The 22,802-nt window shown below is 71.2% G+C and carries 19 protein-coding genes; 8 read left to right on the plus strand and 11 right to left on the minus strand.

Features of this window, described 5'->3' with window-relative positions; translation table 11 throughout:
* The first annotated feature begins 63 nt into the window (after positions 1–63).
* Both IRX98_RS15010 and IRX98_RS15015 read left to right on the plus strand, forming a co-directional pair.
* The gene (locus IRX98_RS15010; protein ID WP_224278087.1) at positions 64–849 is read left to right on the plus strand and encodes a hotdog family protein; all 786 of its coding nucleotides are present in this window, start codon (positions 64–66) and stop codon (positions 847–849) included.
* 34 nt (positions 850–883) lie between these two features.
* On the plus strand, positions 884–2,497 hold the full coding sequence (locus tag IRX98_RS15015; protein ID WP_224278089.1) for a glycoside hydrolase family 13 protein: 1,614 nt from the start codon (positions 884–886) through the stop codon (positions 2,495–2,497).
* 15 nt (positions 2,498–2,512) lie between these two features.
* On the opposite strand, the gene IRX98_RS15020 is transcribed toward IRX98_RS15015, so the two are convergent.
* The 5 genes from IRX98_RS15020 to pdxH form a co-directional block, all read right to left on the minus strand.
* Complete coding sequence (locus tag IRX98_RS15020; protein WP_224278091.1) at positions 2,513–2,956, minus strand: MarR family winged helix-turn-helix transcriptional regulator; 444 nt, start codon at positions 2,954–2,956, stop codon at positions 2,513–2,515.
* Positions 2,953–4,545 (minus strand): MDR family MFS transporter, encoded by a 1,593-nt coding sequence (locus IRX98_RS15025; protein WP_308045121.1) that lies wholly within the window; start codon positions 4,543–4,545, stop codon positions 2,953–2,955. Before IRX98_RS15025 ends, IRX98_RS15020 begins: the two co-directional genes overlap by 4 nt.
* Before the next feature lie 544 nt (positions 4,546–5,089).
* A complete protein-coding gene (locus IRX98_RS15030; RefSeq protein WP_224278201.1) occupies positions 5,090–7,012 on the minus strand; it encodes an ABC transporter ATP-binding protein in 1,923 nt (640 codons plus the stop codon).
* 74 nt (positions 7,013–7,086) lie between these two features.
* Entirely contained in the window at positions 7,087–8,820 is a 1,734-nt protein-coding gene (locus IRX98_RS15035; protein WP_224278202.1) for an ABC transporter ATP-binding protein, read from the minus strand.
* 10 nt (positions 8,821–8,830) lie between these two features.
* Positions 8,831–9,478 carry a pyridoxamine 5'-phosphate oxidase gene (gene pdxH, locus IRX98_RS15040; RefSeq protein WP_224278093.1) on the minus strand — a complete coding sequence of 216 codons (648 nt, stop codon included), beginning with the start codon at positions 9,476–9,478 and terminating at the stop codon, positions 8,831–8,833.
* Positions 9,479–9,558: 80 nt separating this feature from the next.
* On the opposite strand from pdxH, the gene IRX98_RS15045 reads away from it, so the two are divergent.
* Positions 9,559–10,665, plus strand: a complete 1,107-nt coding sequence (locus IRX98_RS15045) for a citrate synthase 2 (RefSeq protein ID WP_224278095.1) — start codon at positions 9,559–9,561, stop codon at positions 10,663–10,665.
* 3 nt (positions 10,666–10,668) lie between these two features.
* Here IRX98_RS15045 and IRX98_RS15050 read toward each other — a convergent pair whose 3' ends face one another.
* Positions 10,669–11,037 (minus strand): thiol-disulfide oxidoreductase DCC family protein, encoded by a 369-nt coding sequence (locus tag IRX98_RS15050; RefSeq protein WP_224278097.1) that lies wholly within the window; start codon positions 11,035–11,037, stop codon positions 10,669–10,671.
* A 29-nt stretch (positions 11,038–11,066) separates the two neighbouring features.
* Entirely contained in the window at positions 11,067–11,693 is a 627-nt protein-coding gene (locus IRX98_RS15055; protein WP_224278099.1) for a VldE C-terminal domain-containing protein, read from the minus strand.
* Between the two features lie 178 nt (positions 11,694–11,871).
* On the opposite strand from IRX98_RS15055, the gene IRX98_RS15060 reads away from it, so the two are divergent.
* Together IRX98_RS15060 and IRX98_RS15065 are read left to right on the plus strand one after the other, a co-directional pair.
* Positions 11,872–12,321, plus strand: coding sequence for a hypothetical protein (locus tag IRX98_RS15060; protein ID WP_224278102.1), 450 nt, complete (start codon positions 11,872–11,874; stop codon positions 12,319–12,321).
* Positions 12,318–12,623, plus strand: coding sequence for a transcriptional regulator (locus IRX98_RS15065; protein ID WP_224278104.1), 306 nt, complete (start codon positions 12,318–12,320; stop codon positions 12,621–12,623). Before IRX98_RS15060 ends, IRX98_RS15065 begins: the two co-directional genes overlap by 4 nt.
* Positions 12,624–12,644: 21 nt before the next feature.
* On the opposite strand, the gene IRX98_RS15070 is transcribed toward IRX98_RS15065, so the two are convergent.
* The gene (locus IRX98_RS15070) at positions 12,645–13,127 is read right to left on the minus strand and encodes a GNAT family N-acetyltransferase (RefSeq protein WP_224278106.1); all 483 of its coding nucleotides are present in this window, start codon (positions 13,125–13,127) and stop codon (positions 12,645–12,647) included.
* 110 nt (positions 13,128–13,237) lie between these two features.
* Here IRX98_RS15070 and serC point away from each other — a divergent pair, with 110 nt between their 5' ends.
* Positions 13,238–14,359 carry a phosphoserine transaminase gene (gene serC / locus IRX98_RS15075; RefSeq protein ID WP_224278108.1) on the plus strand — a complete coding sequence of 374 codons (1,122 nt, stop codon included), beginning with the start codon at positions 13,238–13,240 and terminating at the stop codon, positions 14,357–14,359.
* 16 nt (positions 14,360–14,375) lie between these two features.
* On the opposite strand, the gene IRX98_RS15080 is transcribed toward serC, so the two are convergent.
* Both IRX98_RS15080 and IRX98_RS15085 read right to left on the minus strand, forming a co-directional pair.
* Complete coding sequence (locus IRX98_RS15080; protein ID WP_224278110.1) at positions 14,376–15,371, minus strand: DNA topoisomerase IB; 996 nt, start codon at positions 15,369–15,371, stop codon at positions 14,376–14,378.
* Between the two features lie 69 nt (positions 15,372–15,440).
* The gene (locus IRX98_RS15085) at positions 15,441–16,742 is read right to left on the minus strand and encodes a protealysin inhibitor emfourin (RefSeq protein WP_224278112.1); all 1,302 of its coding nucleotides are present in this window, start codon (positions 16,740–16,742) and stop codon (positions 15,441–15,443) included.
* 178 nt (positions 16,743–16,920) lie between these two features.
* Here IRX98_RS15085 and typA point away from each other — a divergent pair, with 178 nt between their 5' ends.
* Both typA and IRX98_RS15095 read left to right on the plus strand, forming a co-directional pair.
* Positions 16,921–18,813: a translational GTPase TypA gene (typA, locus tag IRX98_RS15090; RefSeq protein WP_224278114.1), complete on the plus strand. Its 1,893-nt coding sequence runs from the start codon at positions 16,921–16,923 to the stop codon at positions 18,811–18,813.
* Between the two features lie 8 nt (positions 18,814–18,821).
* Positions 18,822–19,484, plus strand: a complete 663-nt coding sequence (locus tag IRX98_RS15095) for a hypothetical protein (protein WP_224278116.1) — start codon at positions 18,822–18,824, stop codon at positions 19,482–19,484.
* Positions 19,485–19,550: 66 nt separating this feature from the next.
* Here IRX98_RS15095 and IRX98_RS15100 read toward each other — a convergent pair whose 3' ends face one another.
* Entirely contained in the window at positions 19,551–22,727 is a 3,177-nt protein-coding gene (locus IRX98_RS15100; protein WP_224278117.1) for a reprolysin-like metallopeptidase, read from the minus strand.
* Positions 22,728–22,802: the final 75 nt, after the last annotated feature.

A 22,802-nucleotide genomic window follows, 5' to 3' on the forward strand; every position in this document is an offset into this window, starting at 1 on the left:
GCAGGTCATTGTGTCCCATCCGGCAACTCCCCCGCCCCACCCGGTCGTGGCACAGTGAGGCCGGTGAGCGAACTGATCGTGCCGCGACGCTTCTGCGGCCCGCCCGACTCCGGCAACGGCGGCTGGACCGCCGGCGCCCTGGCCGCGCTGGACGACACCGACGCACCCGACGACCACGCCGGTCACTGGCCGGCGATCGAGGTGTCCCTGCGGCGGCCGCCTCCCCTCGACACCCCCTTGCACGTCGAGGTCGAGGGTGCGGTCGCCACGGCGTCCGTCGACGGCGCCCCGGTCGCCACGGCGCACCGGGTGGACCGGGCGCTCACCGAGGTGGCGCCCGTCGGGCCGGACGTCGCCGCGGCCGCCGAGTCGGCGTACCCCGGACTGGCCTTCCACCCCTTCCCCACCTGCTTCGTGTGCGGCACCGACCGCGAGGAGGGTGACGGCCTGCGGATCTTCCCCGGCCGGGTCGGCGCGGGCCGCGACGGCGACCTGACCGCCGCGACCTGGACGCCGCACCCGAGCCTCCACGAGGACTGGCACACGTACGCCGACGAGGTGCCGCGCGCCTCGGTCGCAGCGACGTGGGCGGCGCTCGACTGCATCGGCGGCTGGGCCGGTGACCTCAGCGAGCGGCTGATGGTCCTCGGGCGGATGACCGCGCGGGTCGACGCGCTGCCGGTGATCGGCGAGGCGCACGTGGTGGTCGGCGAGGGACGGGGGCAGGAGGGTCGCAAGACCTTCACCGCCGCGACCCTCTACGACGCCGACGGCCGGGTGGTGGCGAGCGCCGAGCACACCTGGATCGCGGTCGACCCGGCGATGTTCGGCGGTCAGACGCCGGCTTGACCGACCCTCCCCCCGTGTTGAGAGGATGGTGGGCATGGCCGCTTTGAACGATCCAATCCCCGCCGGACGCGATGACTGGTGGCGTCACGCCGTCGTCTACCAGGTCTACGTGCGCAGCTTCGCCGACAGCGACGGCGACGGCGTCGGCGACCTGCCCGGCATCACCTCGCGCCTGCCGCACCTGGCCGAGCTGGGCGTGGACGCGCTCTGGATCACGCCGTTCTACACCTCCCCGCAGCACGACCACGGCTACGACGTCGCCGACTACCGCGACGTCGACCCGCTGTTCGGCCAGCTCGCGGACGCCGACGCGCTGATCGCGCGCGCCCACGAGCTGGGCCTGCGGGTCGTGGTCGACCTCGTGCCCAACCACACCTCCGACGAGCACGAGTGGTTCCAGGCGGCGCTGGCCGCCGGCCCGGGCAGCCCCGAGCGCGCCCGCTACCTCTTCCGCGACGCCCCTGAGGACAAGCCGGACGGCACGCCGCCCAACAACTGGAGCTCCGTCTTCGGCGGCCCCGCGTGGACCCAGGTCGAGGACGGCCAGTGGTACCTCCACCTCTTCGACTCCACCCAGCCCGACCTCGACTGGCGCAACCCCGAGGTCCCCGCGATGTTCGAGGACGTGCTGCGCTTCTGGCTCGACCGCGGTGTCGACGGCTTCCGCGTCGACGTCGCGCACGGCCTCTTCAAGGAGGCGAGCCTGCGCGACCAGGTCGTCGCCGAGGGCGGCACGACCAGCTCGGGCCAGGTCAACAGCGACCACTCGATGGTCTCGCGCGAGCTCAAGGACGAGCCGATGTGGGACCAGCCCGAGGTCCACGACGTCTACCGCGCCTGGCACCGGGTGCTCGACGAGGCCGGTCCGGACCGGATGGCCGTCGCCGAGGCCTGGACCCAGACGCCGGAGTCCATGGCGGCCTTCGTGCGCCCCGACGAGCTCGACCAGGCCTTCAACTTCGCGTGGCTGCTGACCGACTGGTCGGCGGAGGGCTTCGCCGAGGTCATCACCAGCACGCTCGCGGCGGTCGAGCCGGTCGGCGCCTCGCCGACGTGGGTGCTCAGCAACCACGACGTCGTACGCCACGTCACCCGCTACGGCGGCGGCGAGCAGGGCCTGGCCCGCGGTCGCGCGGCCACGATGACCATGCTCGCGCTGCCCGGCTCGAGCTACCTCTACCAGGGCGAGGAGCTCGGCCTCGAGCAGGTCGACGTCGCCCCGGAGCACCGGCAGGACCCGTCCTACCTGCGCACCGGCGAGGTCGGCCGCGACGGCTGCCGGGTGCCGATCCCGTGGGGCGGCACCGAGGCGCCGTACGCCTTCGGCCCGGGCTCCGCGCAGCCGTGGATCCCGCAGCCGGCGGACTGGTCGGCGCTCACGGTCGAGGCCCAGGCCGCCGACTCCGCGTCCACGCTGGCGTTCTACCGCGACGCGCTGCGGGTGCGCCGCGACTTCGCCTGGACGGCCGGTGACGACGTCGAGCTGGTCGACCTCGGCGCCGACGTGCTGGCCTTCCGCCGCGGCCCGCTGACCGTGGTGCTCAACTGCGGCGACACCGCGGCCGAGCTCCCCGAGGGCGAGCTGCTGCTCGCCAGCGGCCCGGTCGACGACAAGCTGCCGCCGGACACGGCTGCCTGGCTGCGCTGACCCCCCGGGCCGGCGTCAGTCGTCGGACAGGGACTGGTTGTACGCCGCCAGCCGGGCCGCGAAGGACGACAGCTCCTCGTCGGTCCACTCCGCCAGGCGCCCGTCGAAGCGGTCGCGGCGGCTGCGGCTCATCGCGTCGAGCCGCTCGCGACCCTCGTCGGTCGCGTCGAGCAGGATCGCGCGGCGGTCCTCGGGCGCCGGCTTGCGCTCGACGAGCCCCAGGTCGACCAGCGACTGCACCTGACGGCTGACGCCGCCCTTGTCCATGCCGAAGGCGTCGGCGAGGTCCGCTCCCCGCAGCGGCCCGTGGGTCGCGAGGTGGGTGAGCATGAAGTAGGTCATCGGGTGGAGCTCGGGGTGCACCTCGCGGGCCCGCTCCCCCATCACCCGCTTCACGCGGCGGATCAGCGTGCCGACCTCGGCCTCGATGCTGCGGAGGTCGTCGTTGCGGGTGCTCATGCGTCGAGCGCTGCGTCGGCCACGAGCTCATCCTCGCGCTTCACCGAGGTGCGCAGGGGGACTTCGCGGATGAAGAGCACGGCGATCAGCGCGCCGACGGCGAAGGGCAGCGCGACGAGGAAGATGTGGCCGGTCGCGTCGCCGTACGCGCTCTCGAAGATCGCGCGGATCGGCGCGGGCATCGTCGAGACGTCGGGCACGCCGCCGGTCTGGTGACCCACCTGCTCGGCGAGCTCGGGGCGGGCGGCGACGAGCGCGCTGAGGCCGCTCTTCACCGCGTCCGCCACCTGGTGGGCCAGGACGGCACCGAGCGCGGCGATGCCGACCGAGCCGCCGAGGGAGCGGAAGAACGCGACGACCGACGAGCCGGCGCCCATGTCGGACAGGGCGATCGTGTTCTGCACCGCGAGGACGAGGTTCTGCATGGTGGCGCCGAGGCCGAGGCCGAGGACGGCCATGTAGATCCCGGTCTGCCACAGCGGTGTGGTGGCGTCGATGGTCGCGAGCAGGCCGATGCCGACGATGACGGCGACCATGCCGCCGACCAGCCAGCGCTTCCACAGGCCGGTGGCGGTGATGATGCGGCCGCTGAGGATGCTCGAGACCAGCAGCCCGCCGACCATGCAGATCGACATCAGGCCGGCCCCGGTCGGGCTCATGTCCTTGGCGCGCTGGAAGTAGAGGCTGAGGTAGACCGTCGAGCCGAACATCGCCAGACCGATCAGGACCGAGGCGATCGTCGCCAGGGTCAGCGTGCGGTCCTTGAACAGGCGCAGCGGGATGACCGGGTCCTTGGCGACGTTGGCCTCGACGTGGATGGCTGCGGCCGTCACGACCACGGCGGCAGCCACGAGCAGCCCGCTGGTCCACGAGACCCAGTCGAAGTTGATGCCGCCGAGGGAGACCCAGATCAGCAGGATCGAGACACCGCCGACGAGGAGGAAGGCACCGAGGTAGTCGATGGACACCTCGCGCTTGACCACCGGCAGGCGCAGCGTCTTCTGCAGCACCACGAAGGCGAGCGCCGCGACCGGGAGGCCGGCGAAGAAGCACCAGCGCCAGCCGACGGTGTCGACCAGGACGCCGCCGACGAGCGGACCGCTGACCGTGGCGAGGGCGAAGACCGCACCGATGTAGCCGCTGTAGCGACCCCGCTCGCGCGGCGAGACCATCGTGGCGATGACGACCTGCACCAGCGCGGTCAGGCCGCCGACGCCGAGGCCCTGCACGACTCGGGCGCCGATCAGCACCTCCATCGACGGCGCGAAGCCGGCGATGAGCGAGCCGACCGAGAAGATCACCAGCGCCGTCTGCACCAGCAGCTTCTTGTCGAAGAGGTCGGCGAACTTGCCCCAGATAGGCGTCGTGGCCGTCATCGCGAGCATGGTCGCCACGACCACCCAGGTGTAGCCGGTCTGGCTGCCCCGGAGGTCGTCGACGATGGTCGGCAGCGCGTTGCTGACAATCGTGCTGGAGAGCATCGCGACGAACATCGCGAGGAGGAGCCCGCTGAGGGCTTCGAGCACCTGGCGGTGCGTCATCTCCCCGGCCTGCTCGGCGGTGGTGCTGGTGGCGGGAGCCTGGGTCACTGCGTGCCTTCGATTCGTGGTTGCTGATCGCAATAGTTGTTGACCACAACCATATGCCGCGAGACGTACGCCGCCAACCCGGGCGGAACGAGACGAGGGCCACACGAGCGTCCTCGGGGTTGAGTCGCACAGAGACTCAACCCGCATCCCGGGCGTGTCGCGCGGGGTGCCGACTCGGCTTGGCCCCGAGGTAGTCCAGTGAGGGATGGTCGTGGGGACGGCCTCCTGGCAGCCATACGTCACTGGACTAAGCCCGCACGACGGCCAACCGTCACTGGACTACCCCGCGTGGGGCCGACCGCAGGTCGACACCGAGGCACGCAAGCCCCCGGAAATGCAGCGACCCGCAGGCCTGCTGCTCCGTGAGAAGCCCCGGCGGATGACACCGGGAGCCTGCGGGTCGGGTGGCTGCAGTGGATTCGCCGGCAGCTGTCGGCGGACCGGGCTGCCTAGCGGGCAGCCACCTCACTCATCCGAAAAGAACTCATTCCTCGGATCACCTCCCTTCTGTGTGACTCGAGCGTACGTCGGCGCGCGGGGTCGCTCAACGGGTTAAGCCCGGCTCCTCCACCGACTCCTCGGCCGCCGCCTCGAACTGCGACCGGTAGAGGCGGGCGTACGCGCCGCCGGACGCCAGCAGCTCCTCGTGCGAGCCCTGCTCGACGATCGACCCGGACTCCATCACCAGGATCAGGTCGGCGTCGCGGATCGTGGAGAGCCGGTGCGCGATCACGAAGGACGTACGGTCCGAGCGCAGCGCCGCCATCGCGTGCTGCAGCAGCAGCTCGGTGCGGGTGTCGACCGAGGAGGTGGCCTCGTCGAGGATCAGCAGCGCGGGGTCGGACAGGAAGGCGCGCGCGATGGTCACCAGCTGCCGCTCACCGGCCGACAGGTTGGAGCCGTCCTCGTCGATGACCGTGTCGTAGCCGTCGGGCAGCGAGTGCACGAAGCGGTCGACGAAGGTCGCGCGCGCGGCCTCGAGCACCTGCTCCTCGCTGGCGTCGGGCCGGCCGTAGGCGATGTTGTCGCGGATGGTGCCGGCGAAGAGCCAGGTGTCCTGCAGCACCATCCCGATCCTCCCCCGCAGCACCCCGCGCGGCACCGACGCGATGTCGACCCCGTCGATGAGGATCCGGCCCGACTGCGGGTCGTAGAACCGCATGACCAGGTTGACCATGGTCGTCTTGCCGGCGCCGGTGGGACCGACGATCGCGACCGTGCTGCCGGGCCGGGCCACCAGCGACAGGCCCTCGATGAGCGGGCGCTCGGGGTCGTAGGAGAACGACACGTCCTCGAAGCGGACCTCGCCGTGCGCGTCGGCGGCGAGCGCCGGGCGACCCTGCTCCTCGACGGACTCCTCGGGGGCGTCGAGCAGCTCGAAGACCCGCTCAGCGGACGCGACGCCGGACTGGAGCAGGTTGAGCATGGAGGCGACCTGCGTGAGCGGCTGGGTGAACTGGCGGGAGTACTGGATGAAGGCCTGCACGTCGCCGAGCGACATCGTGCCGCTGGCGACCCGCAGTCCGCCGAGGACCGCGATCACGACGTAGTTGAGGTTCCCGACGAACATCATGATCGGCATGATCAGGCCGCTGACGAACTGCGCGCCGTAGGAGGACTGGTAGAGCTCGTCGTTCTGCTCGGCGAAGACCCGCTCGGCCTCGGCCTGGCGCCCGAAGACCTTGACGATCGCGTGGCCGGAGAACGTCTCCTCGATGTGCGCGTTGAGCGTGCCGGTGCGACGCCACTGCTGGATGAACATGCCCTGCGAGCGCTTCATCACCGCGCCGGTGACCCACATCGAGATCGGCACCGACACCAGCGCGACCGTCGCCAGCAGAGGAGAGATCCAGAACATCATCCCGAGCACCGCGACCACGGTGAGCAGCGAGGTGAGCATCTGGCTCAGCGTCTGCTGGAGCGTCTGGCTGATGTTGTCGATGTCGTTGGTGACGCGGCTCAGCAGCTCACCGCGCGGCTGCTTGTCGAAGTAGCCCAGCGGCAGCCGGTGGACCTTGTCCTCGACCTCCGAGCGCATCCGCAGCACGGTGCCCTGCACGACGTCGTTGAGGAGGTAGCCGCCGAGCCAGGCCAGCAGGGAGGCGGCGACGTAGACCGCGACGACGAGCAGCAGCACGTCGGCCACGGCGGAGAAGTCGACGCCGTCGGTGAGCGTCATCGACGCGAGCATGTCGGCCCGGTCGTCCTCGCCCTGCGCCCGCAGCGCCTCGACGGCCTGCTCCTGGGTCACGTCGCCGCTCAGCACGTCCCTGCCGAGCAGCCCGGCGAAGATCAGGTCGGTGGCGCGGCCCAGGATCCACGGCCCGACGGCGGTGGCGACGACGCTGACGACCGTGAGGACCAGGACGGCGTACGCCTTGCGCCGCTCCGGGTGCAGCCGGGCGAGGAGCCGCTTGAGGGAGGGCCAGAACGTGTCGGCCTTCTGGCCGATCATCCCCCCGCCCATCGGACCGCGGCCGGGACCGCCGGGTCCGGTCTGGACGCGCTCGGTCTCCTTCAGCGTGCCCTTGTCGTCGTCGCTCACGCGACCTCCTCGGCCGTGAGCTGGGACTCGACGATCTCGCGGTAGGTCCCGCACGTCTCGAGGAGGTCCTCGTGGGTGCCCGTGCCGACGATGGCGCCGTCCTCCATCACCACGATCCGGTCGGCGTGCCGGATGGTCGCGACCCGCTGCGCCACGATCACCACCGTCGCGTCGCGGGTCACCGGCCGCAGCGCGGCCCGCAGGCGCGCGTCGGTGGTGAGGTCGAGGGCGGAGAAGGAGTCGTCGAAGAGGTAGATGTCGGGCCGGCGGATCACCGCTCGTGCGATCGCCATCCGCTGCCGCTGGCCGCCGCTGAGGCTCGACCCGCCCTGGGCCACCTCGGCGTCGAGCCGTTCGGGCATCGCCTCGACGAACTCGCGGGCCTGGGCGATCTCGAGCGCCTCCCACATCTCGTCCTCGGTGGCGTCGGGCTTGCCGTAGCGCAGGTTGTCCGCGATGGTCCCGCGGAACAGGAAGGCCTTCTGGGGCACCAGCCCCAGCCGCGACCAGAGCGTCTCCATCTCCAGCTGGCGTACGTCGACGCCGCCGAGGCGCACTTCTCCCCCGGTCGCGTCGAAGAGGCGCGGGACCAGGTTGACCAGGGTCGACTTCCCGGCACCGGTCGAGCCGACGATCGCCACGGTCTCCCCGGGCGAGGCCCGCAGCGACACCTCGCGCAGCACCGGCTCGTCCGCGCCGGGGTAGGCGAAGGTCACCGCGTCGAGCTCGAGGGCCAGCCGGTCGGGCAGGTCGGTGACGGGGTCGGCGGGCGGCACGACCGACGAGTCGGTGTCGAGCACCTCGGTGATGCGCTCGGCGCAGACGGAGGCGCGCGGCACCATCATCAGCATGAACATCGCCATCATCACCGACATGACGATCTGCATCAGGTAGGAGATGTAGGCGGTCAGGGCGCCCACCTGCATCTGCCCGTCCTCGACCCGGTGGCCGCCGAACCACAGCACGCCGACGGTGGCGAGGTTGGCCACGATCATCACCGTCGGGAACATCGCCGCCTGCCAGCGGCCGGCGCGGACCGCCACGTCGGTCAGCTCGGCGTTGGCATCGGCGAAGCGGGCGGTCTCGTGCTCCTCGCGCACGAAGGCACGCACCACGCGTACGCCGGTGATCTGCTCGCGCAGCAGCCGGTTGACCTCGTCGATGCGCTCCTGCATGAGCCGGAAGCTCGGCACCATCTGCCGCACGATCAGGCCGATGGAGACCCCGAGGACCGGCACCACCGCGAGGACGAGCCACGACAGTCCGATGTCCTCGCGGGCGGCCATGATGATGCCGCCGACCATCATGATCGGCGCGGAGACCATCAGGGTGCCGCCCATGAGCACGAGCATCTGCACCTGCTGGACGTCGTTGGTCTCGCGGGTGATGAGCGACGGGGCGCCGAAGTGCTGTACCTCTCGAGCGGAGAAGGACCCCACGCGGCGGAAGATCGCGGCGCGCAGGTCACGACCGAAGCCCATCGCGTTGCGCGCGGAGAACCACACCGCGGCGATCGAGCAGACGACCTGCACGAGCGAGACCGCGAGCATCAGCCCGCCGTGGCTCACGATGTAGGCGGTGTCGCCGGTGACGACGCCGCGGTCGATGATGTCGGCGTTGAGGCTCGGCAGGTAGAGCGCGGCCATCGTGCCGACGAACTGCAGGGCGACGACGGCGCCCAGCGGTGCGGCGTACGGCCGGAGGTAGGTGCGGACCAGGCGGAGCAGCATCAGGTCTTCCTCACGGCGCGAGCCGTACGACGTCCCAACGCTCGCCGTCACGGCGGTAGACCAGCCGGTCGTGCATCCGCCCGGGCCGTCCCTGCCAGAACTCCACGACGTCGGGCGTGACGCGGTAGCCGCCCCACTCCGGCGGCACCGGCACCTCGCCGTCGGCCTCGTCGGCACCGAAGCGCTCCTGCACCCGGGCGTACGCCGCCGCGAGCTCGGCGCGCGAGGCAACCGGTCGCGACTGGTCCGAGGCCCAGGCCCCGAGCTGGGCGCCGCGCGGGCGGGAGTGGAAGTAGGCCTCCACCTCCTCGTGCGCCAGCCGTGCCGCGACGCCCTCGACGCGCACCTGGCGCTCGAGCGGGTGCCACGGGAAGAGCAGCGCGCAGTGCGGGTTGGCCGCGAGCTCGCCGCCCTTGCGCGAGGAGTGGTTGGTGAAGAAGACGAACCCGTCCGGGCCCACGCCCTTGAGCAGCACCATCCGGCTGGAGGGCCGGCCGGCGGCGTCGGCGGTGGCGATCACCATCGCGTTGGGCTCGTGGACGCCGGACGCGACGGCCTGCTCGAGCCACCGCTCGAACATCTCGATCGGGTCGCCGGCCAGGTCGAGGAGGTCGAGACCCCCGCGGCCGTACTCCTCGCGCAGTCCGGAGAGGTCCATACGCTGACAGTATCGCCGGGGTGCACAATGAGCCGTCCCGTGCGGTTCTTCCGGGACTCCCGAATCCTGAAGGAGCACCCATGACCGAGATCCAGCACGGCCTCGAAGGCGTGGTCGCGTTCGAGACCCAGATCGCGGAGCCCGACAAGGAGGGCTCGGCGCTGCGCTACCGCGGCGTGGACATCGAGGACCTCGTCGGCCGCGTGCCGTTCGAGAACGTCTGGGGCCTCCTGGTCGACGGCTCCTACACCCCCGGCCTCCCGCCGGCCGAGCCCTACAACATCGCCATCCACACCGGCGACGTGCGCGCCGACGTGCAGGCCAGCGTCGCCATGCTCGCTCCGATGCTCGGCATGGGCCAGACCTACGACATCTCTGATGAGCAGGCCCGCCTCGACCTCTCCCGCGTCGCGGTGATGGTGCTGTCGTACGCCGCCCAGTCCGCGCGCGGCCTCGGCAGGCCGGTCGTCCCGCAGGCAGAGGTGGACCAGGGCACGACGCTGGCCGAGAAGTTCCTCATCCGCTGGCACGGCGAGGCGGACCCGAAGCACGCCCACGCCATCGACGCCTACTGGTCGTCGGCGGCCGAGCACGGCATGAACGCCTCGACCTTCACCGCGCGCGTGATCACCTCGACCGGTGCCGACGTCGCGGCGGCCTTCTCCGGCGCCATCGGCGCGATGAGCGGCCCGCTCCACGGCGGCGCCCCCTCGCGCGTCCTCGGCATGATCGAGGAGGTCGAGAAGCGCGACGGCGTCGCCTCGTCCTACGTCAAGGAGCTGCTCGACAAGGGCGAGCGCCTGATGGGCTTCGGCCACCGCGTCTACCGCGCCGAGGACCCACGCGCCCGGGTGCTGCGCCGCACCGCCAAGGAGCTCGACGCCCCCCGCTACGAGGTCGCGGAGGCGCTGGAGAAGGCGGCCCTGGCCGAGCTGCGCGAGCGGCGCCCCGACCGCGTGCTGGAGACCAACGTGGAGTTCTGGGCGGCCATCGTCCTCGACTTCGCCGAGGTGCCGTCGCACATGTTCACCTCGATGTTCACCTGCGCGCGCACCGGCGGCTGGTCGGCGCACATCCTGGAGCAGAAGACCACCGGTCGCCTGATCCGCCCGTCGGCGGTCTACGCCGGTCCGAGCACCCGTCCGGCCAGCGAGGTCCAGGGCTGGGACGAGGCCTGGGGGGCCTGAGGGTCAGCGCGGCTCGATTGAGCACGACGGGGTCCCGCCCGGCAGGCGGGACCGGTTGGCCGCGATCCAGTGGTAGGCGCGGCGTGCGACCGGGTCGACCGGGCGGCTCGTCATGACGCGCGAGACGACGCGCCAGTGCAGCGGTCCGGTGGCGAGGATGGCGGCGAAGGCACGGTGCCCGTAGTCGACGCGACCGTCCGGATGGACGTACGGCATCTCGACGACCGCTCGCTCGGCGTCCACCCCCAGCCGTTGGAGGTCGACCTCCTGGATGGTCGAGGCGTCGATGTCGACCCCGAGCCGCGGGACCAGGGCGGCGGTGCGCATGCAGAAGCCACAGTCGCCGTCGTTGAGCATCAGTCCACGCTCCATTCCTCGAGCGTACGGCGTAGGTCCTCGGTTCAGTCGGTCTGCTGGGCGTAGTACCAGGAGGTCCTGCCGCGCGCGCCCTTGCGCGTGAGCGAGACGTGCAGGTGATCGCGGTGCCGCAGCGTCGGCGAGCAGGACCGCTTCGTACGGCAGCTCGAGCTGAGGTAGCGCTTCGGCTCGAAGCCGTCGTAGGAGGCATACATCCGGTCGTTCCAGATGATGTACATGATGCCCATCCGGCGAGCGAGTGCGTGTGGCTCGCCGAGGTCGTCGGGGGCGAGGACCTCGTCGAGCAGTGCCTGCGCCAGCGCCAGGTCGACCGGGTCCTCGGCGTCGAGCAACCAGTCGAACGCACGTGACTCCTGGTGCTCGCTGGTGCTCGAGCGGGAGCACGCGCGGCTGATCGGGCCGTAGCCGCCCCCGCGGGCGACGAGCCAGTCGGCGAGAAGCAGCACACCGGGCCTCGGCGTCTGGAGGCACCTGGTCTGCGGCTGGTAGCCGGCGTAGGGCTCGATCGGCATGAGGTACGGCGCTGATGACGTGACGGTTCCGCGGGCGGAGGCGGTCCTGTCGTCCGCAGCGACCGCACCGACCATGCCGGCCGCGACGCCCGTCACGACCAGCAGCAGGCACGCTGCCACGCGCACGAACGCTCGCATCACAACGCCCCACCTTCCCCTTGAGATCGCATGGTTCACAGGAAAGTAGGCGTCCGGTCACCCCGCGTCCGGCGATCGCCAGAAGATCACTCGTGTAGTTCGCGGGCCGGCACATGGTTCCGAATCGCGCCGGCGCGATCACTTGCAGCAATGGAAAGTAGCCACTAAAGTTTCCGGAATGGAAAGCGATGAGGCTCGGAGACAGCTCCGCGAGATCGAGCGCGGCGAGGCCGCGAGCTGGTTGCACTTCGCCGACTACGACCGGTGGCAGCCCCCCGCCTTCGGCATCTGGGCCAGCGCCTTCGTGCTGTCACTGGCACTGCTCGACGGGTCTCCGCGAAGCCTGGCGACACTCGCGCTCATCACAGCGCCGTGGGCCTACGTCGCGTGGGACCGGCAGCGTCGCGCGGTCTACCCCAGCGGCCCGATGCCTCCTGAGCTGCGACGCTCGACCTGGGCGCTGGTGGCTCTCTCGCTCGCCGTCGCGATCCTGTCGTCGTCCGTCTACTTCGCAGCCGGCGCATGGATTGCCGCACTCGCGGCGGGGATCGCCACCGCGGGAGCGGTGGAGCTGTACGGCCGCGTCTACGCCGCGGACGCGGAGCGGGTCCGCCGGAGGCTCGCATGACCCCCGCGGCCACGGGCTCCGCTCTCGACGGGCTCGACCCGATCCTCAACGCCCCGAAGCGGTTGGCGATCATGGCCGTCCTCGAGGGCTCGCAGTTCGCGGAGTTCGGCTTCCTGCGCGATCACCTCGCGGTCAGCGACTCGGACCTGTCCAAGCAGGCCGCAACCCTGGAAGCCGCCGGCTACCTCACCATCCGCAAGTCCGGCCGCGGCCGGGGCGGGGTGACCTCGTACCAGGCGACGGCCGGCGGCACGGCGGCCTACCGCCGACACCGCGACGCGCTGCGCGCCATGCTGGGCTGACGCCGACCTGCCCCTGAGCTCCTACGTGATGCGCCTGCCGAAGCAGCGGCTGAGCTCGGACCCGCAGTAGTAGCCGAAGCCGGGGATCGGCTCGTAGCCCGAGGACGTGTAGAGCGCGATGGCCTCGGGCTGCTTCATCCCTGTCTCGAGCACCATCGCCTCGATGCCGGCCTCGGCCGCAGTGACCTCGAGGTGGGCGAGCATCCGGCGCGCCACACCGCGACGCTGCGCCGTCGGGACGACGTACATCCGCTTCACCTCGGCGGTGACCTCCGCCCCGAGCGCGCGCACCGAGCTGCGGCGCCACGCGCCGGTCGCGACGGGGGTGCCGTCGAGGTAGCCGACGTAGAACTGCCCGAGCGGGTCCTCGAAGTCGCGGCTGTCGATCGGCGACTCGTCCTGGCCGCCGTAGCGCGCGACGTACTCCGCCTGCACCGCCTCGATGAGGGCCTGCGCGTCGGGGTGGGTGATCGGGACCCGCACCACCTGCAGGTCGGTCTCCATCTGTGGTCCCCTTCGTGTGCCTGTGTGAGCGGGTGACACAATAGGCGCGCTGACAGCGTCGTCAGGACCGCCGTTCCGTGTTCCACCGTGATCCCACGTGAGGTTCCTCCATGACCGACGCAATGAAGATCCCCGCCGAGCTCATCCCGGCCGATGGCCGCTTCGGCGCGGGTCCGTCCAAGATCCAGACCAGCCACCTCGACGCCCTCGCCGCCACCGGCGACACGTTGATGGGCACCTCGCACCGGCAGGCCCCGGTCAAGAAGACCGTCGGCCGGGTGCGCGAGGGACTGGCCGCCCTCTTCGACCTGCCCGAGGGCTACGAGGTGGTGCTCGGCAACGGCGGCGCCACCGCCTTCTGGGACATCGCCTGCTTCGGGCTGATCCGAGAGAAGAGCCAGCACCTGTCGTTCGGCGAGTTCTCCTCGAAGTTCGCCACGTCGGCCAGGAAGGCGCCGTGGCTCGCCGACCCCAGCGTCATCACCAGCGAGCCGGGCTCGCGGCCCGACGCGGTCGCCGAGGAGGGCGTGGACACCTACGCCTGGGCGCACAACGAGACGTCCACCGCGGTCATGGCGCCCGTACGCCGTCCGGCGGACGTCGCCGACGACGCGCTGGTGCTCGTCGACGCGACCTCCGGCGCCGGCGGCCTGCCTGTCGACCTGCACCAGGTCGACACCTACTACTTCGCCCCGCAGAAGTGCTTCGCCTCCGACGGCGGCCTGTGGATCGCGCTGATGTCGCCGCGTGCGCTCGCCCGCGCTGAGGAGATCGCGGCGACCGACCGCTACGTCCCGCCGTTCTTCGACCTGCCGACCGCGATCGACAACTCCTCGAAGAACCAGACCTACAACACCCCGTCGGTGGCCACGCTCTTCCTGATGGCCGAGCAGCTCGACTGGATGAACGCCCAGGGCGGGCTGTCGGCGATGGTCGACCGCACCACGGCGTCGTCGGACGCGCTCTACGGATGGGCCGAGCGCACCGCCTACACGACGCCCTACGTCACCGAGGCCGCCGACCGCTCGCTGGTGATCGGCACGATCGACTTCGACGACTCCATCGACGCCGCCGCGATCGCTGCGACCCTGCGCGCCAACGGCATCGTCGACACCGAGCCCTACCGCAAGCTCGGCCGCAACCAGCTGCGGATCGCGATGTATCCCGCGATCGACCCCTCCGACGTCGAGAAGCTCACCGCCGCGATCGACCACGTCGTCGCCCGCAGCTGAGCGGGCACTTCCTCGCTCAGGCGGCGAGGAGCTTCAGCACCGCCCGCTCGAGCGCGGCCTGGCGGGCGTCGTCGGTGTCGTACGACGCCCGCACCTTGATGGTGCGACCGCGCTCGTAGGCCTCGACGACCCGCGGGTCGACGTAGGACGAGCGTGCCAGCGTCGGAGTGTTGCCGAGGAAGTCCGAGACCTCCTTCATCGCGCTCGACACCGCGCGCTTGCGCGAGGCCTTGGTCTTGCCCGGCTCGTCGGTGTCGGCGAGTGCGGCGGCGGCGATGACGGTGGCGTGCCAGGTGCGGAAGTCCTTGGCGGAGGCCTCGATCCCCATGCAGGTGCGGATGTAGTCGTTGACCTCGGCCGAGCTCAGGCCGCGCCAGGTGCGGCCGTCCTTCCAGGCCAGCAGCTCGTCGCCGCCGCCGCGACGGCGCCGCATCACGTCGATCGACTCGATGGCGGGCTTGTCGTCGATGTCGATGCAGTGCTCGACCCCGGACTTGCCGACGAAGCAGAAGCGCAGGCCTCCCGCGTGCCGCGAGACGTGCTCCTTGCGCAGGGTGGTGAGCCCGAACGAGCCGTTGGTGTCGGTGTAGACGTCGTTGCCGATGCGGAAGTAGCCCAGGTCCAAGAGGCGTACGGCGACCGCGCACGCACGCTCGAGCGACATGCCCTCTGAGCCCATGTCGGTGAGCACGCGCTCGCGGGCCTTCGACAGCGCCTTGCCGAAGCCGAGGATGCGGTCGAACTTCGCCGCGTCACGGCTCGTGCGCCACTGCGGGTGGTAGAGGTACTGCCGGCGTCCGGCGTCGTCGGTGCCGACGGCCTGCAGGTGACCGTTGGCGTAGGGCGTGATCCACACGTCCTTCCAGGCGGGCGGGATCACCAGGTCCTTGCACCGCTGGACCTGCTCGGCGTCGAGCTTGTTGCCGGCCTGGTCGAGGTAGGTGAAGCCCTTGCCGGAACGGCGTCGGGTCCAGCCCGGCTGGTCGGGGAACGTACGCCGCAGTCGGGGCATGCGGTGAACCTACTCACCGCACCCCCGACATGCGGACACCCCGAAGGAGGTCAGTGTGGGCGGAGGCACTCAGATGTCGTGTCCACCCTCGAGCAGTCGTCGCGCCAGCTCCCGCTGGGTGTCGCTCAGCAGGTGCTCGGGGATGCTCACGGGGTCGCTTCCGGCGACGGTGAACGTGTAGAGGTACATGTCGGGGCGGGGCACCGATGCCTTCGCGGCGGGCTGGGCCAGCGCGTCGGCCACCAGCGCCGGCAGGTCGGGCTCGGCGGGGTCGTCGAGGTCGACCTCCGCGACGTCGGTGCGGCCGACGAAGCCGCCGCTGCGCTCCACCCGGAGCCTGCCCGTCGGAGCGGCGGACAGCGTCCCGGCCCCGGACGCCCCCGGCACCACGCCGACCTGCGCCCAAGCCTCCCGCACGACCTCGGCGTGCTCGCCGGCCGCCGCGACCGTCGCCGCGGCGAAGGTGGCGAAGTCCGCCCCGGGCGGGACGTCGCCGCCGGCGAGCGCGGCGTACCAGATCCGGCCGGCGCCCTCGATCGCACGACCGCCCACCGCGACGGCCGCGAGCTGGAAGGCCTTGTTGGGGATGCCGGAGTTGAGGTGCACCCCGCCGTTGTCGGACGTGGTGACGACGTAGTCGTCCATGTGCCCGACCTGCGGGTCGGCGCCGACCTCGGGGTCGTCGTAGGCGGTGCCGGGCGCCGCCATGTCACGCAGCGCACGGGCCTGCACGGTCGGCATGAAGATGCCCTCGCCGATCAGCCAGTCGCCCTCGCCGGCCTCCTGGTCGAGCAGGCGCTGCTTGAGGCAGGACGCGAAGACGTCGGCGACCGACTCGTTGAGCGCGCCGGACTGGCCGCGGTAGGTGAGGTCGGCGGTGTGCTCGACGACGGCGTGGGCGAACTCGTGGGCGAGCACGTCGACCGGCTTGGTGAAGCGCTCGAAGATCCGGCCGTCACCGTCGCCGAAGACCAGCTGGGTGCCGTCCCAGAACGCGTTGTTGTAGTCGGTGCCGTAGTGGACGGTCAGGCTGACGGATGCGCCGGCGTCGTCGTGGGAGTCGCGGCCGAGCTCCTCGGCGAACATCGCGAGCGTGGCGGCGATCCCGTCCGCTGCCTCGTCGACGGCGACGTCGTCCGTGGCGGGCTCGCCGGTGCGCCGGGCGGGCGTGCCGGGCAGGGACGTGCGCGACCCGGCGTCGTGCACCGTCCATTCCGCCTCCCCCGCTACGGCCGCGGCCGGCCCCCGGGCGATCGCCCCGCGGCGCAGCCTGAGCTCGTCGTCGTATGCCGCCCGCTCGGGGCCGTCGACGCGCTCGGCGAGCCACGGCGGGATGAAGGTGCAGCGGAGGTGGGTGTCCCGAGAGGTCATGGGACATCTCTACCCCGCCGCTCCGACACCCGGTAGGCCCCCGGGTGCGCGACGGGTCCCCGAGGCGTCGCGAAGTCTCGAAATCGAGCGTCCCGCACTAGACTTTTCCACGCTGCGGCCGTGCTGGCCGCGCCCGGCCGCACGGCCGCTCGCTCGTTTCCGCCCGGAAGGCTCCTGCATGTCCACCCAGTCCCGCTCCGACCTGCGCAACGTCGCGATCGTCGCCCACGTCGACCACGGCAAGACCACGCTGGTCGACGCGATGCTCCGCCAGGCAGGCGCCTTCACCGCGCACCAGGCCGAGAGCGTCGCCGACCGCGTCATGGACTCCGGCGACCTCGAGCGCGAGAAGGGCATCACGATCCTCGCGAAGAACACCGCCGTCCACTACGCCGGCCCCGCCGGTGGTGGCCAGCCGATGGTCATCAACATCATCGACACCCCCGGCCACGCCGACTTCGGTGGCGAGGTCGAGCGCGGCCTGTCGATGGTCGACGGCATCGTGCTCCTCGTCGACGCCTCCGAGGGCCCGCTCCCCCAGACGCGCTTCGTGCTGCGCAAGGCGCTCAACGCCGACATGCCGGTGATCCTGGTCGTCAACAAGACCGACCGCAGCGACGCGCGGATCAGCGAGGTCGTCGACGAGAGCTACGAGCTCTTCATGGACCTGCTCGACGACACCCACAGCCAGGACGCCCTCGACTTCCCGGTCGTCTACGCCTCCGGCAAGGCCGGCATCGCGTCGCTGGAGAAGCCCGAGGACGGCACGATGCCCGAGGGCACCGACCTCGAGCCGCTCTTCAAGACGATCCTCGAGACCATCCCCGCCCCGCAGTACGACGAGGGCGCGCCGCTCCAGGCCCACGTCACCAACCTCGACTCCTCCCCGTTCCTCGGTCGCCTCGCGCTGCTGCGCATCCACCAGGGCCACCTCAAGAAGGGCCAGACCGTCGCGTGGATCAAGCGCGACGGCGCGGTGAAGAACGTCCGGATCACCGAGCTCCTCGTCACCGAGGGCCTCGAGCGCGTCCCCGGCGAGTCCGCGGGCCCCGGCGACATCGTCGCCATCGCCGGCATCCCCGACATCACGATCGGCGAGACCCTCGCCGACGCCGAGAACCCGGTCGCGCTGCCGCTCATCCACGTCGACGAGCCGGCCATCTCGATGACCATCGGCACCAACACCTCGCCGATGGTCGGCAAGGTCAAGGGCGCGAAGGTCACCGCCCGCCTGGTCAAGGACCGTCTCGACGCCGAGCTCATCGGCAACGTGTCGCTGCGCGTCCTGCCGACCGAGCGCCCCGACGCCTGGGAGGTCCAGGGCCGCGGCGAGCTGGCGCTGGCGATCCTCGTCGAGCAGATGCGCCGCGAGGGCTTCGAGCTCACCGTCGGCAAGCCGCAGGTGGTCACCCGCGAGGTCGACGGCAAGGTCCACGAGCCCTTCGAGCGCCTCACCATCGACGCCCCGGAGGAGTACCTCGGCACGATCACCGAGCTCCTCGCGACCCGCAAGGGCCGCATGGAGGGCATGACCAACCACGGCACCGGCTGGGTGCGGATGGACTTCGTCGTCCCCTCGCGCGGCCTGATCGGCTTCCGCACCGAGTTCCTCACCGAGACCCGCGGCACCGGCATCGCCCACCACATCTCCGAGGGCTACCACCCCTGGGCCGGCGAGATCCGCTCGCGCAACAACGGCTCGCTGGTGGCCGACCGCAGCGGTGCGGCGACGGCGTACGCCATGACGTCGCTGCAGGAGCGCGGCGTGCTGTTCGTCGAGCCGACCACCGAGGTCTACGAGGGCATGATCGTCGGCGAGAACTCGCGCGCCGACGACATGGATGTCAACATCACCAAGGAGAAGCAGCAGACCAACATCCGGTCCGCCACCTCCGACAACTTCGAGAAGCTGATCCCGCCGAAGCGCCTCTCCCTCGAGCAGTGCCTGGAGTTCTGCCGCGAGGACGAGTGCGTCGAGGTCACCCCGGAGCAGGTCCGCATCCGCAAGGTCGTGCTCGACGCCAACGCTCGAGCCAAGACCGCGAGCCGGGCGCGCAAGGCCAGCAAGTAGGTCCCGCGATGCCCTGCAGCCCCGCCGCGCCCCACGACGACAAGCTCGCCGAGGACCTCGCGTCGTGGCTGGAGGGCCTCGGCCTGGCCGAGCAGCTCGAGGCCGCGGGACTTCCGTCCTACGTGCGCGGCGCCGACGGCGCGGCCCACTGGCGTGAGCCGGCGACCGGTGAGCCGCTGACGTCGGAGCGGCTGGTCGAGCTCGACCGGCTGCTGCGCGCCCAGGGCGACGATCCTGCCCACGCGGTGCCGGTGGGGCTGGTCCGGCTGCGTCGCGAGACGCGGTTGCGGGCCAGGCTGCTCGACGGCGGCTGGGTCGACTACGCCGGTGTGGCGCGCCTGCGCGGCACCTCGGAGAACGCAGCCCGCTTCGCGCTCCACAAGGCGGCCGAGCGTCGCACCGTGCTGCTGGTGCAGCACGAGGGCACGACGCTGGTCCCATCGTTCCAGCTCGACGACGCGGGTGAGGTGCGCGAGGAGCTGCTCGCGGTGCTCGAGCCGCTGCTCGCCTCCGGCATGCACCCGTGGCGGACCTGGATCTGGCTCACCAGCCCTGCCGCGCTGCTCGGAGGTGCGGTGCCGCACGAGGCCGCGCGTGACCCCGAGGAGCTGCCGGTCGTGCAGCACGCCGCGGTCGCGCTGGCCGAGCGCGCCCGCTCGCCCCAACGCTGACCGGACGTGACCGAGGGCCGCCCCGCGCGTGGCGGGACGGCCCTCGGTCGTCGTACGGCGGTGCGCTCAGTCGCTGGTGACGACCGCGACGCCCTCGATCCGGACGGGCTTGTTCTTCGCCACGACGATCCGCAGCTTGCCCTTCTGGGCCTCGTCGAAGCGGAAGGTGCGCAGCTGGCTGTAGGCCTTCTTGCCCTTGAACCGGATCTTGCCGATCCTGTCCTTGCCGAGGAAGACCCGCGCCACGCCGCCCTTCGGCAGCTTGCCGAAGACGACGACGATCCGCTCGGTCTTCTTCACGCGGGTGACGAGCTCGGAGCCCTTGCGCTTCGAGGTCAGGTACTTGCCCGAGAACGCCCGTGCGTCCTTCTTGCGGTCCCACGCCCCCTTGCCCTTGCGGGCGAAGGTGCTGCTGTTGCGCGGCACGGTGAAGGTGAGCGTCGCCGGCGTCGGGTCGGCGACCCCGGCGGCGTTGACCGCCGCCACGGTGAGCACGTGCGTCCCCGCCCGGAACTTGTCCGTCAGCCCGGCAGCGTCACAGGACACCGGCTCGTCGTCGACCGTGCAGACGAAGGTCGCCGGCGTCACGCTCGAGGCGTAGGTGATGGTCTGGTTCCTCTCCAGGACGATCGAGCCGTCAGCCGGGCCGGACGTGATCGTGGTGTCGGGAGCAGGCGTCGCCTTCAGCGCGAAGGACGCGTCGTTGACGTCGAAGAAGTAGTTGCCCACCGCCTCGATCCGGATGCGTACGTCGTTCGCGGTGACGTTGGGCATCACGAAGGTCTCCGACCCGTCGTTGGGCGTCGACGCGGCGAGCACGGTGCCGAAGGTGGCACCGCCGTCGGTCGACACCGTGATCCGGACGTTCTCGGCCAGCCTCTGCGTGCCGTTGACCGCCCACGTGACCGGGACGGACGTGCCGCCGGCGACGGTGGCGCCGGGAGCGGACTGCGAGGTGACCAGGAACGGACCGGCCGACGGGTCGACCGTGAGGGTGACGTCGTCGAAGGCCAGGCCACCACCGCGGACGGCGCGGTCGCGGGCGGTGAGCCGGAAGTTCATCTTCCGGTCGTCCGCGTCCAGGCTGCCGAGGTAGTCGGTGTCGGGCAGGTACTCGGAGTAGCAGTCGAGCAGCGTGTCCGGGAGCTGCCGGTTGTTGGGCAGCGGCGCACCAGCGGCGTCGACGGCTGCGGGGCAGTCGCCGGTGGCGGCGTTGGTGTTGCCGGCGAGCACCTGCGCCATGTCGGGGAAGACCCGGTTCGGGCTCCCGTCGGCGAGGTTGATGCCCGGCGAGGGGCTCTTCAGGGTGTCCTCGTCGGTGACGACGGCGTCGTCGCCGAAGACGCGGAAGAGCGGGCCGTAGACCTTGGTGTTGGACGAGAGACGGGTGCCCTCGCCGAAGTTGGTCTGCTCCCAGAGGTAGACCAGCGAGTCGCCGTCGGCGTCGCTGCCCGAGCCGCTCAGCGCGAACGGCGTACGGATCGGGACGACCTTGTCCTCACCGGCGGAGACCGACGGGTTGGTGTTGTCGCCCTCCAGCGGGAAGCCCTGGGCCTGCGACGGGCCGCCGCGGGCGGTCTCGCCCACGAAGCCGCTGACGCCGGCCGAGCCGTTGGTGACGGCGAGCTGGTCCTCGACGGCGTATCCCGCGGCCAGGATGCTCGGCGTGGCGTTGAAGATCACCTGGAAGCCGGTCTCGTCCAGCGGGGTCACCGGGACGTCGAACTCGTCGAAGCCCCACTGCGCGACCGACACCTGCTGGTCGACGACCTCCTCGATGGCCGCCTCGATCCCGGCGCGGGTGTAGTTCGTGCCGGCCACGATCGGGTCGGTGGTCTCGCCGCCGAACTCGAGCGTGAAGGAGTCGCCCGCGTCGCCGAAGCCGCGCAGGGACACCGTCTGGACCTCGACGTTGCCGTAGGGGTCCTGGTCCATCGTCGCGTATGCCTCGTCCACGGTGAGGAACGAGAAGTAGGGGTCAGTGTGCGGCTGGAGGTCGTCCTGGCCGCAGATGCCGGCGTAGGCCATCACCGAGGAGCCCGAGCCGGGCTCGACCGAGGCGTCGGAGATGTTGCCGCCGCAGGCGCCGAGGGCGCCGTTGAAGGTGTGGTTGCCGCCGAACTGGTGGCCGATCTCGTGGGCGACGTAGTCGATGGCGAAGAAGTCGCCCTTGGGCTCGGGGAGGCCGGTGCAGCCGCCGCCCTTGTAGTCGCCGCCGATGACGCCGAGGTAGGCGACGCCGCCGCCGTTCACGCCGAGCGCGATGTGGCCGACGTCGTAGTTGGAGGCGCCGATCAGCTGGCCGAGGACGGTGCGGTTCTTGCCGAGCGTCGCGCCGCTGCAGAAGTCGAGGTCACCGAAGGTGTCGTCGCCGTCGCCGGGCGTCCCGTTGTCGTCGTACGGCGCGAAGCACGGCGCGCTGCCGCACGGGCCGTCGGCACCGGTCGCCTTCGCGTCGGTGTCGAGGTTGAGCGCGTCGGTGCCGTTGACCAGGCGCAGCTCGACGGCGAGGTCGTCGTTGTAGATCTCGTTGACCCGGTTGATCAGGGTGACCTTCTCGGCCAGCACGTTCTCGCTGCCGAAGTAGGCGGCGTAGGACGGGTCGGAGGTCAGCGCGAGGCGGTAGTAGCGCCGGTTCGTCGCCACGTTGGCGACGCGGTCGGCGGCCCCGGCCTCGGTGACGGTCTCGCGCAGGGCCTCGACCTCACCCTCGGCACGACGCTTGGCCGGCGCGGGGAGGTCGGACGAGTGGTAGCTCAGGTGGGTGGTGGTGCCGCGGCGGTTGAAGGCCGGGTCGACGTACCAGTCGGCCTGCGCGCCGGGCTCGCGCACGAAGGCGTGGAAGCCCATCGGCGTGATGTCGAGCGCGATCGAGGCCTGCGGGTCGTCGACGCCCACGCCGGACCAGGTCTGGATCTCGGGGTGCGCCGCGGCGAGCTCCGACTCCATGGTCTGGGACCGCTGGACGCGGAAGGACTCCAGCGAGCCGTCCGGGCCGGGGATCTCGACGACGGCGGTGGCGTCGCCGCTGGGGAGGTTGGCGCGGAGGGCGGAGAGGTCGACGCGCGTGGCGGCGTACTCCTTGGGCTCCACGCGGATCTTGTCGCCCGAGAGCGAGAAGCCGCGGAGCGGGGCGAACGCCGTGTCGTCGGGCGCGGCGGTGGCGGGAGCGATCGAGCTCAGCGCACCTGCTCCCATGACGAGGGCGATACTGACGGACAGGGTGCGGAACCGAGCTGACACACATGCTCCTTCGAAGGTGGAGGTCGCAGCCTAAGGTCGACGCAGTGGTCTGCACCACACCTCCTTGGTAGGGGG

Source organism: Nocardioides lacusdianchii, assembly GCF_020102855.1.
Classification (GTDB): Bacteria; Actinomycetota; Actinomycetes; order Propionibacteriales; family Nocardioidaceae; genus Nocardioides; species Nocardioides lacusdianchii.

Bases quoted from the DNA above. Each gene is read 5' to 3' on its own strand.
- typA (WP_224278114.1), top strand. From the start codon at position 16,921: ATGTCCACCCAGTCCCGCTCCGACCTGCGCAACGTCGCGATCGTCGCC.
- IRX98_RS15095 (WP_224278116.1), top strand. From the start codon at position 18,822: ATGCCCTGCAGCCCCGCCGCGCCCCACGACGACAAGCTCGCCGAGGAC.
- IRX98_RS15070 (WP_224278106.1), bottom strand. From the start codon at position 13,127: ATGGAGACCGACCTGCAGGTGGTGCGGGTCCCGATCACCCACCCCGAC.
- IRX98_RS15065 (WP_224278104.1), top strand. From the start codon at position 12,318: ATGACCCCCGCGGCCACGGGCTCCGCTCTCGACGGGCTCGACCCGATC.
- IRX98_RS15045 (WP_224278095.1), top strand. From the start codon at position 9,559: ATGACCGAGATCCAGCACGGCCTCGAAGGCGTGGTCGCGTTCGAGACC.
- IRX98_RS15050 (WP_224278097.1), bottom strand. From the start codon at position 11,037: ATGGAGCGTGGACTGATGCTCAACGACGGCGACTGTGGCTTCTGCATG.
- IRX98_RS15020 (WP_224278091.1), bottom strand. From the start codon at position 2,956: ATGAGCACCCGCAACGACGACCTCCGCAGCATCGAGGCCGAGGTCGGC.
- IRX98_RS15015 (WP_224278089.1), top strand. From the start codon at position 884: ATGGCCGCTTTGAACGATCCAATCCCCGCCGGACGCGATGACTGGTGG.
- IRX98_RS15055 (WP_224278099.1), bottom strand. From the start codon at position 11,693: ATGCGAGCGTTCGTGCGCGTGGCAGCGTGCCTGCTGCTGGTCGTGACG.
- IRX98_RS15060 (WP_224278102.1), top strand. From the start codon at position 11,872: ATGGAAAGCGATGAGGCTCGGAGACAGCTCCGCGAGATCGAGCGCGGC.
- serC (WP_224278108.1), top strand. From the start codon at position 13,238: ATGACCGACGCAATGAAGATCCCCGCCGAGCTCATCCCGGCCGATGGC.
- IRX98_RS15035 (WP_224278202.1), bottom strand. From the start codon at position 8,820: ATGCTGCTCCGCCTGGTCCGCACCTACCTCCGGCCGTACGCCGCACCG.
- IRX98_RS15085 (WP_224278112.1), bottom strand. From the start codon at position 16,742: ATGACCTCTCGGGACACCCACCTCCGCTGCACCTTCATCCCGCCGTGG.
- IRX98_RS15030 (WP_224278201.1), bottom strand. From the start codon at position 7,012: ATGGGCGGGGGGATGATCGGCCAGAAGGCCGACACGTTCTGGCCCTCC.
- pdxH (WP_224278093.1), bottom strand. From the start codon at position 9,478: ATGGACCTCTCCGGACTGCGCGAGGAGTACGGCCGCGGGGGTCTCGAC.
- IRX98_RS15080 (WP_224278110.1), bottom strand. From the start codon at position 15,371: ATGCCCCGACTGCGGCGTACGTTCCCCGACCAGCCGGGCTGGACCCGA.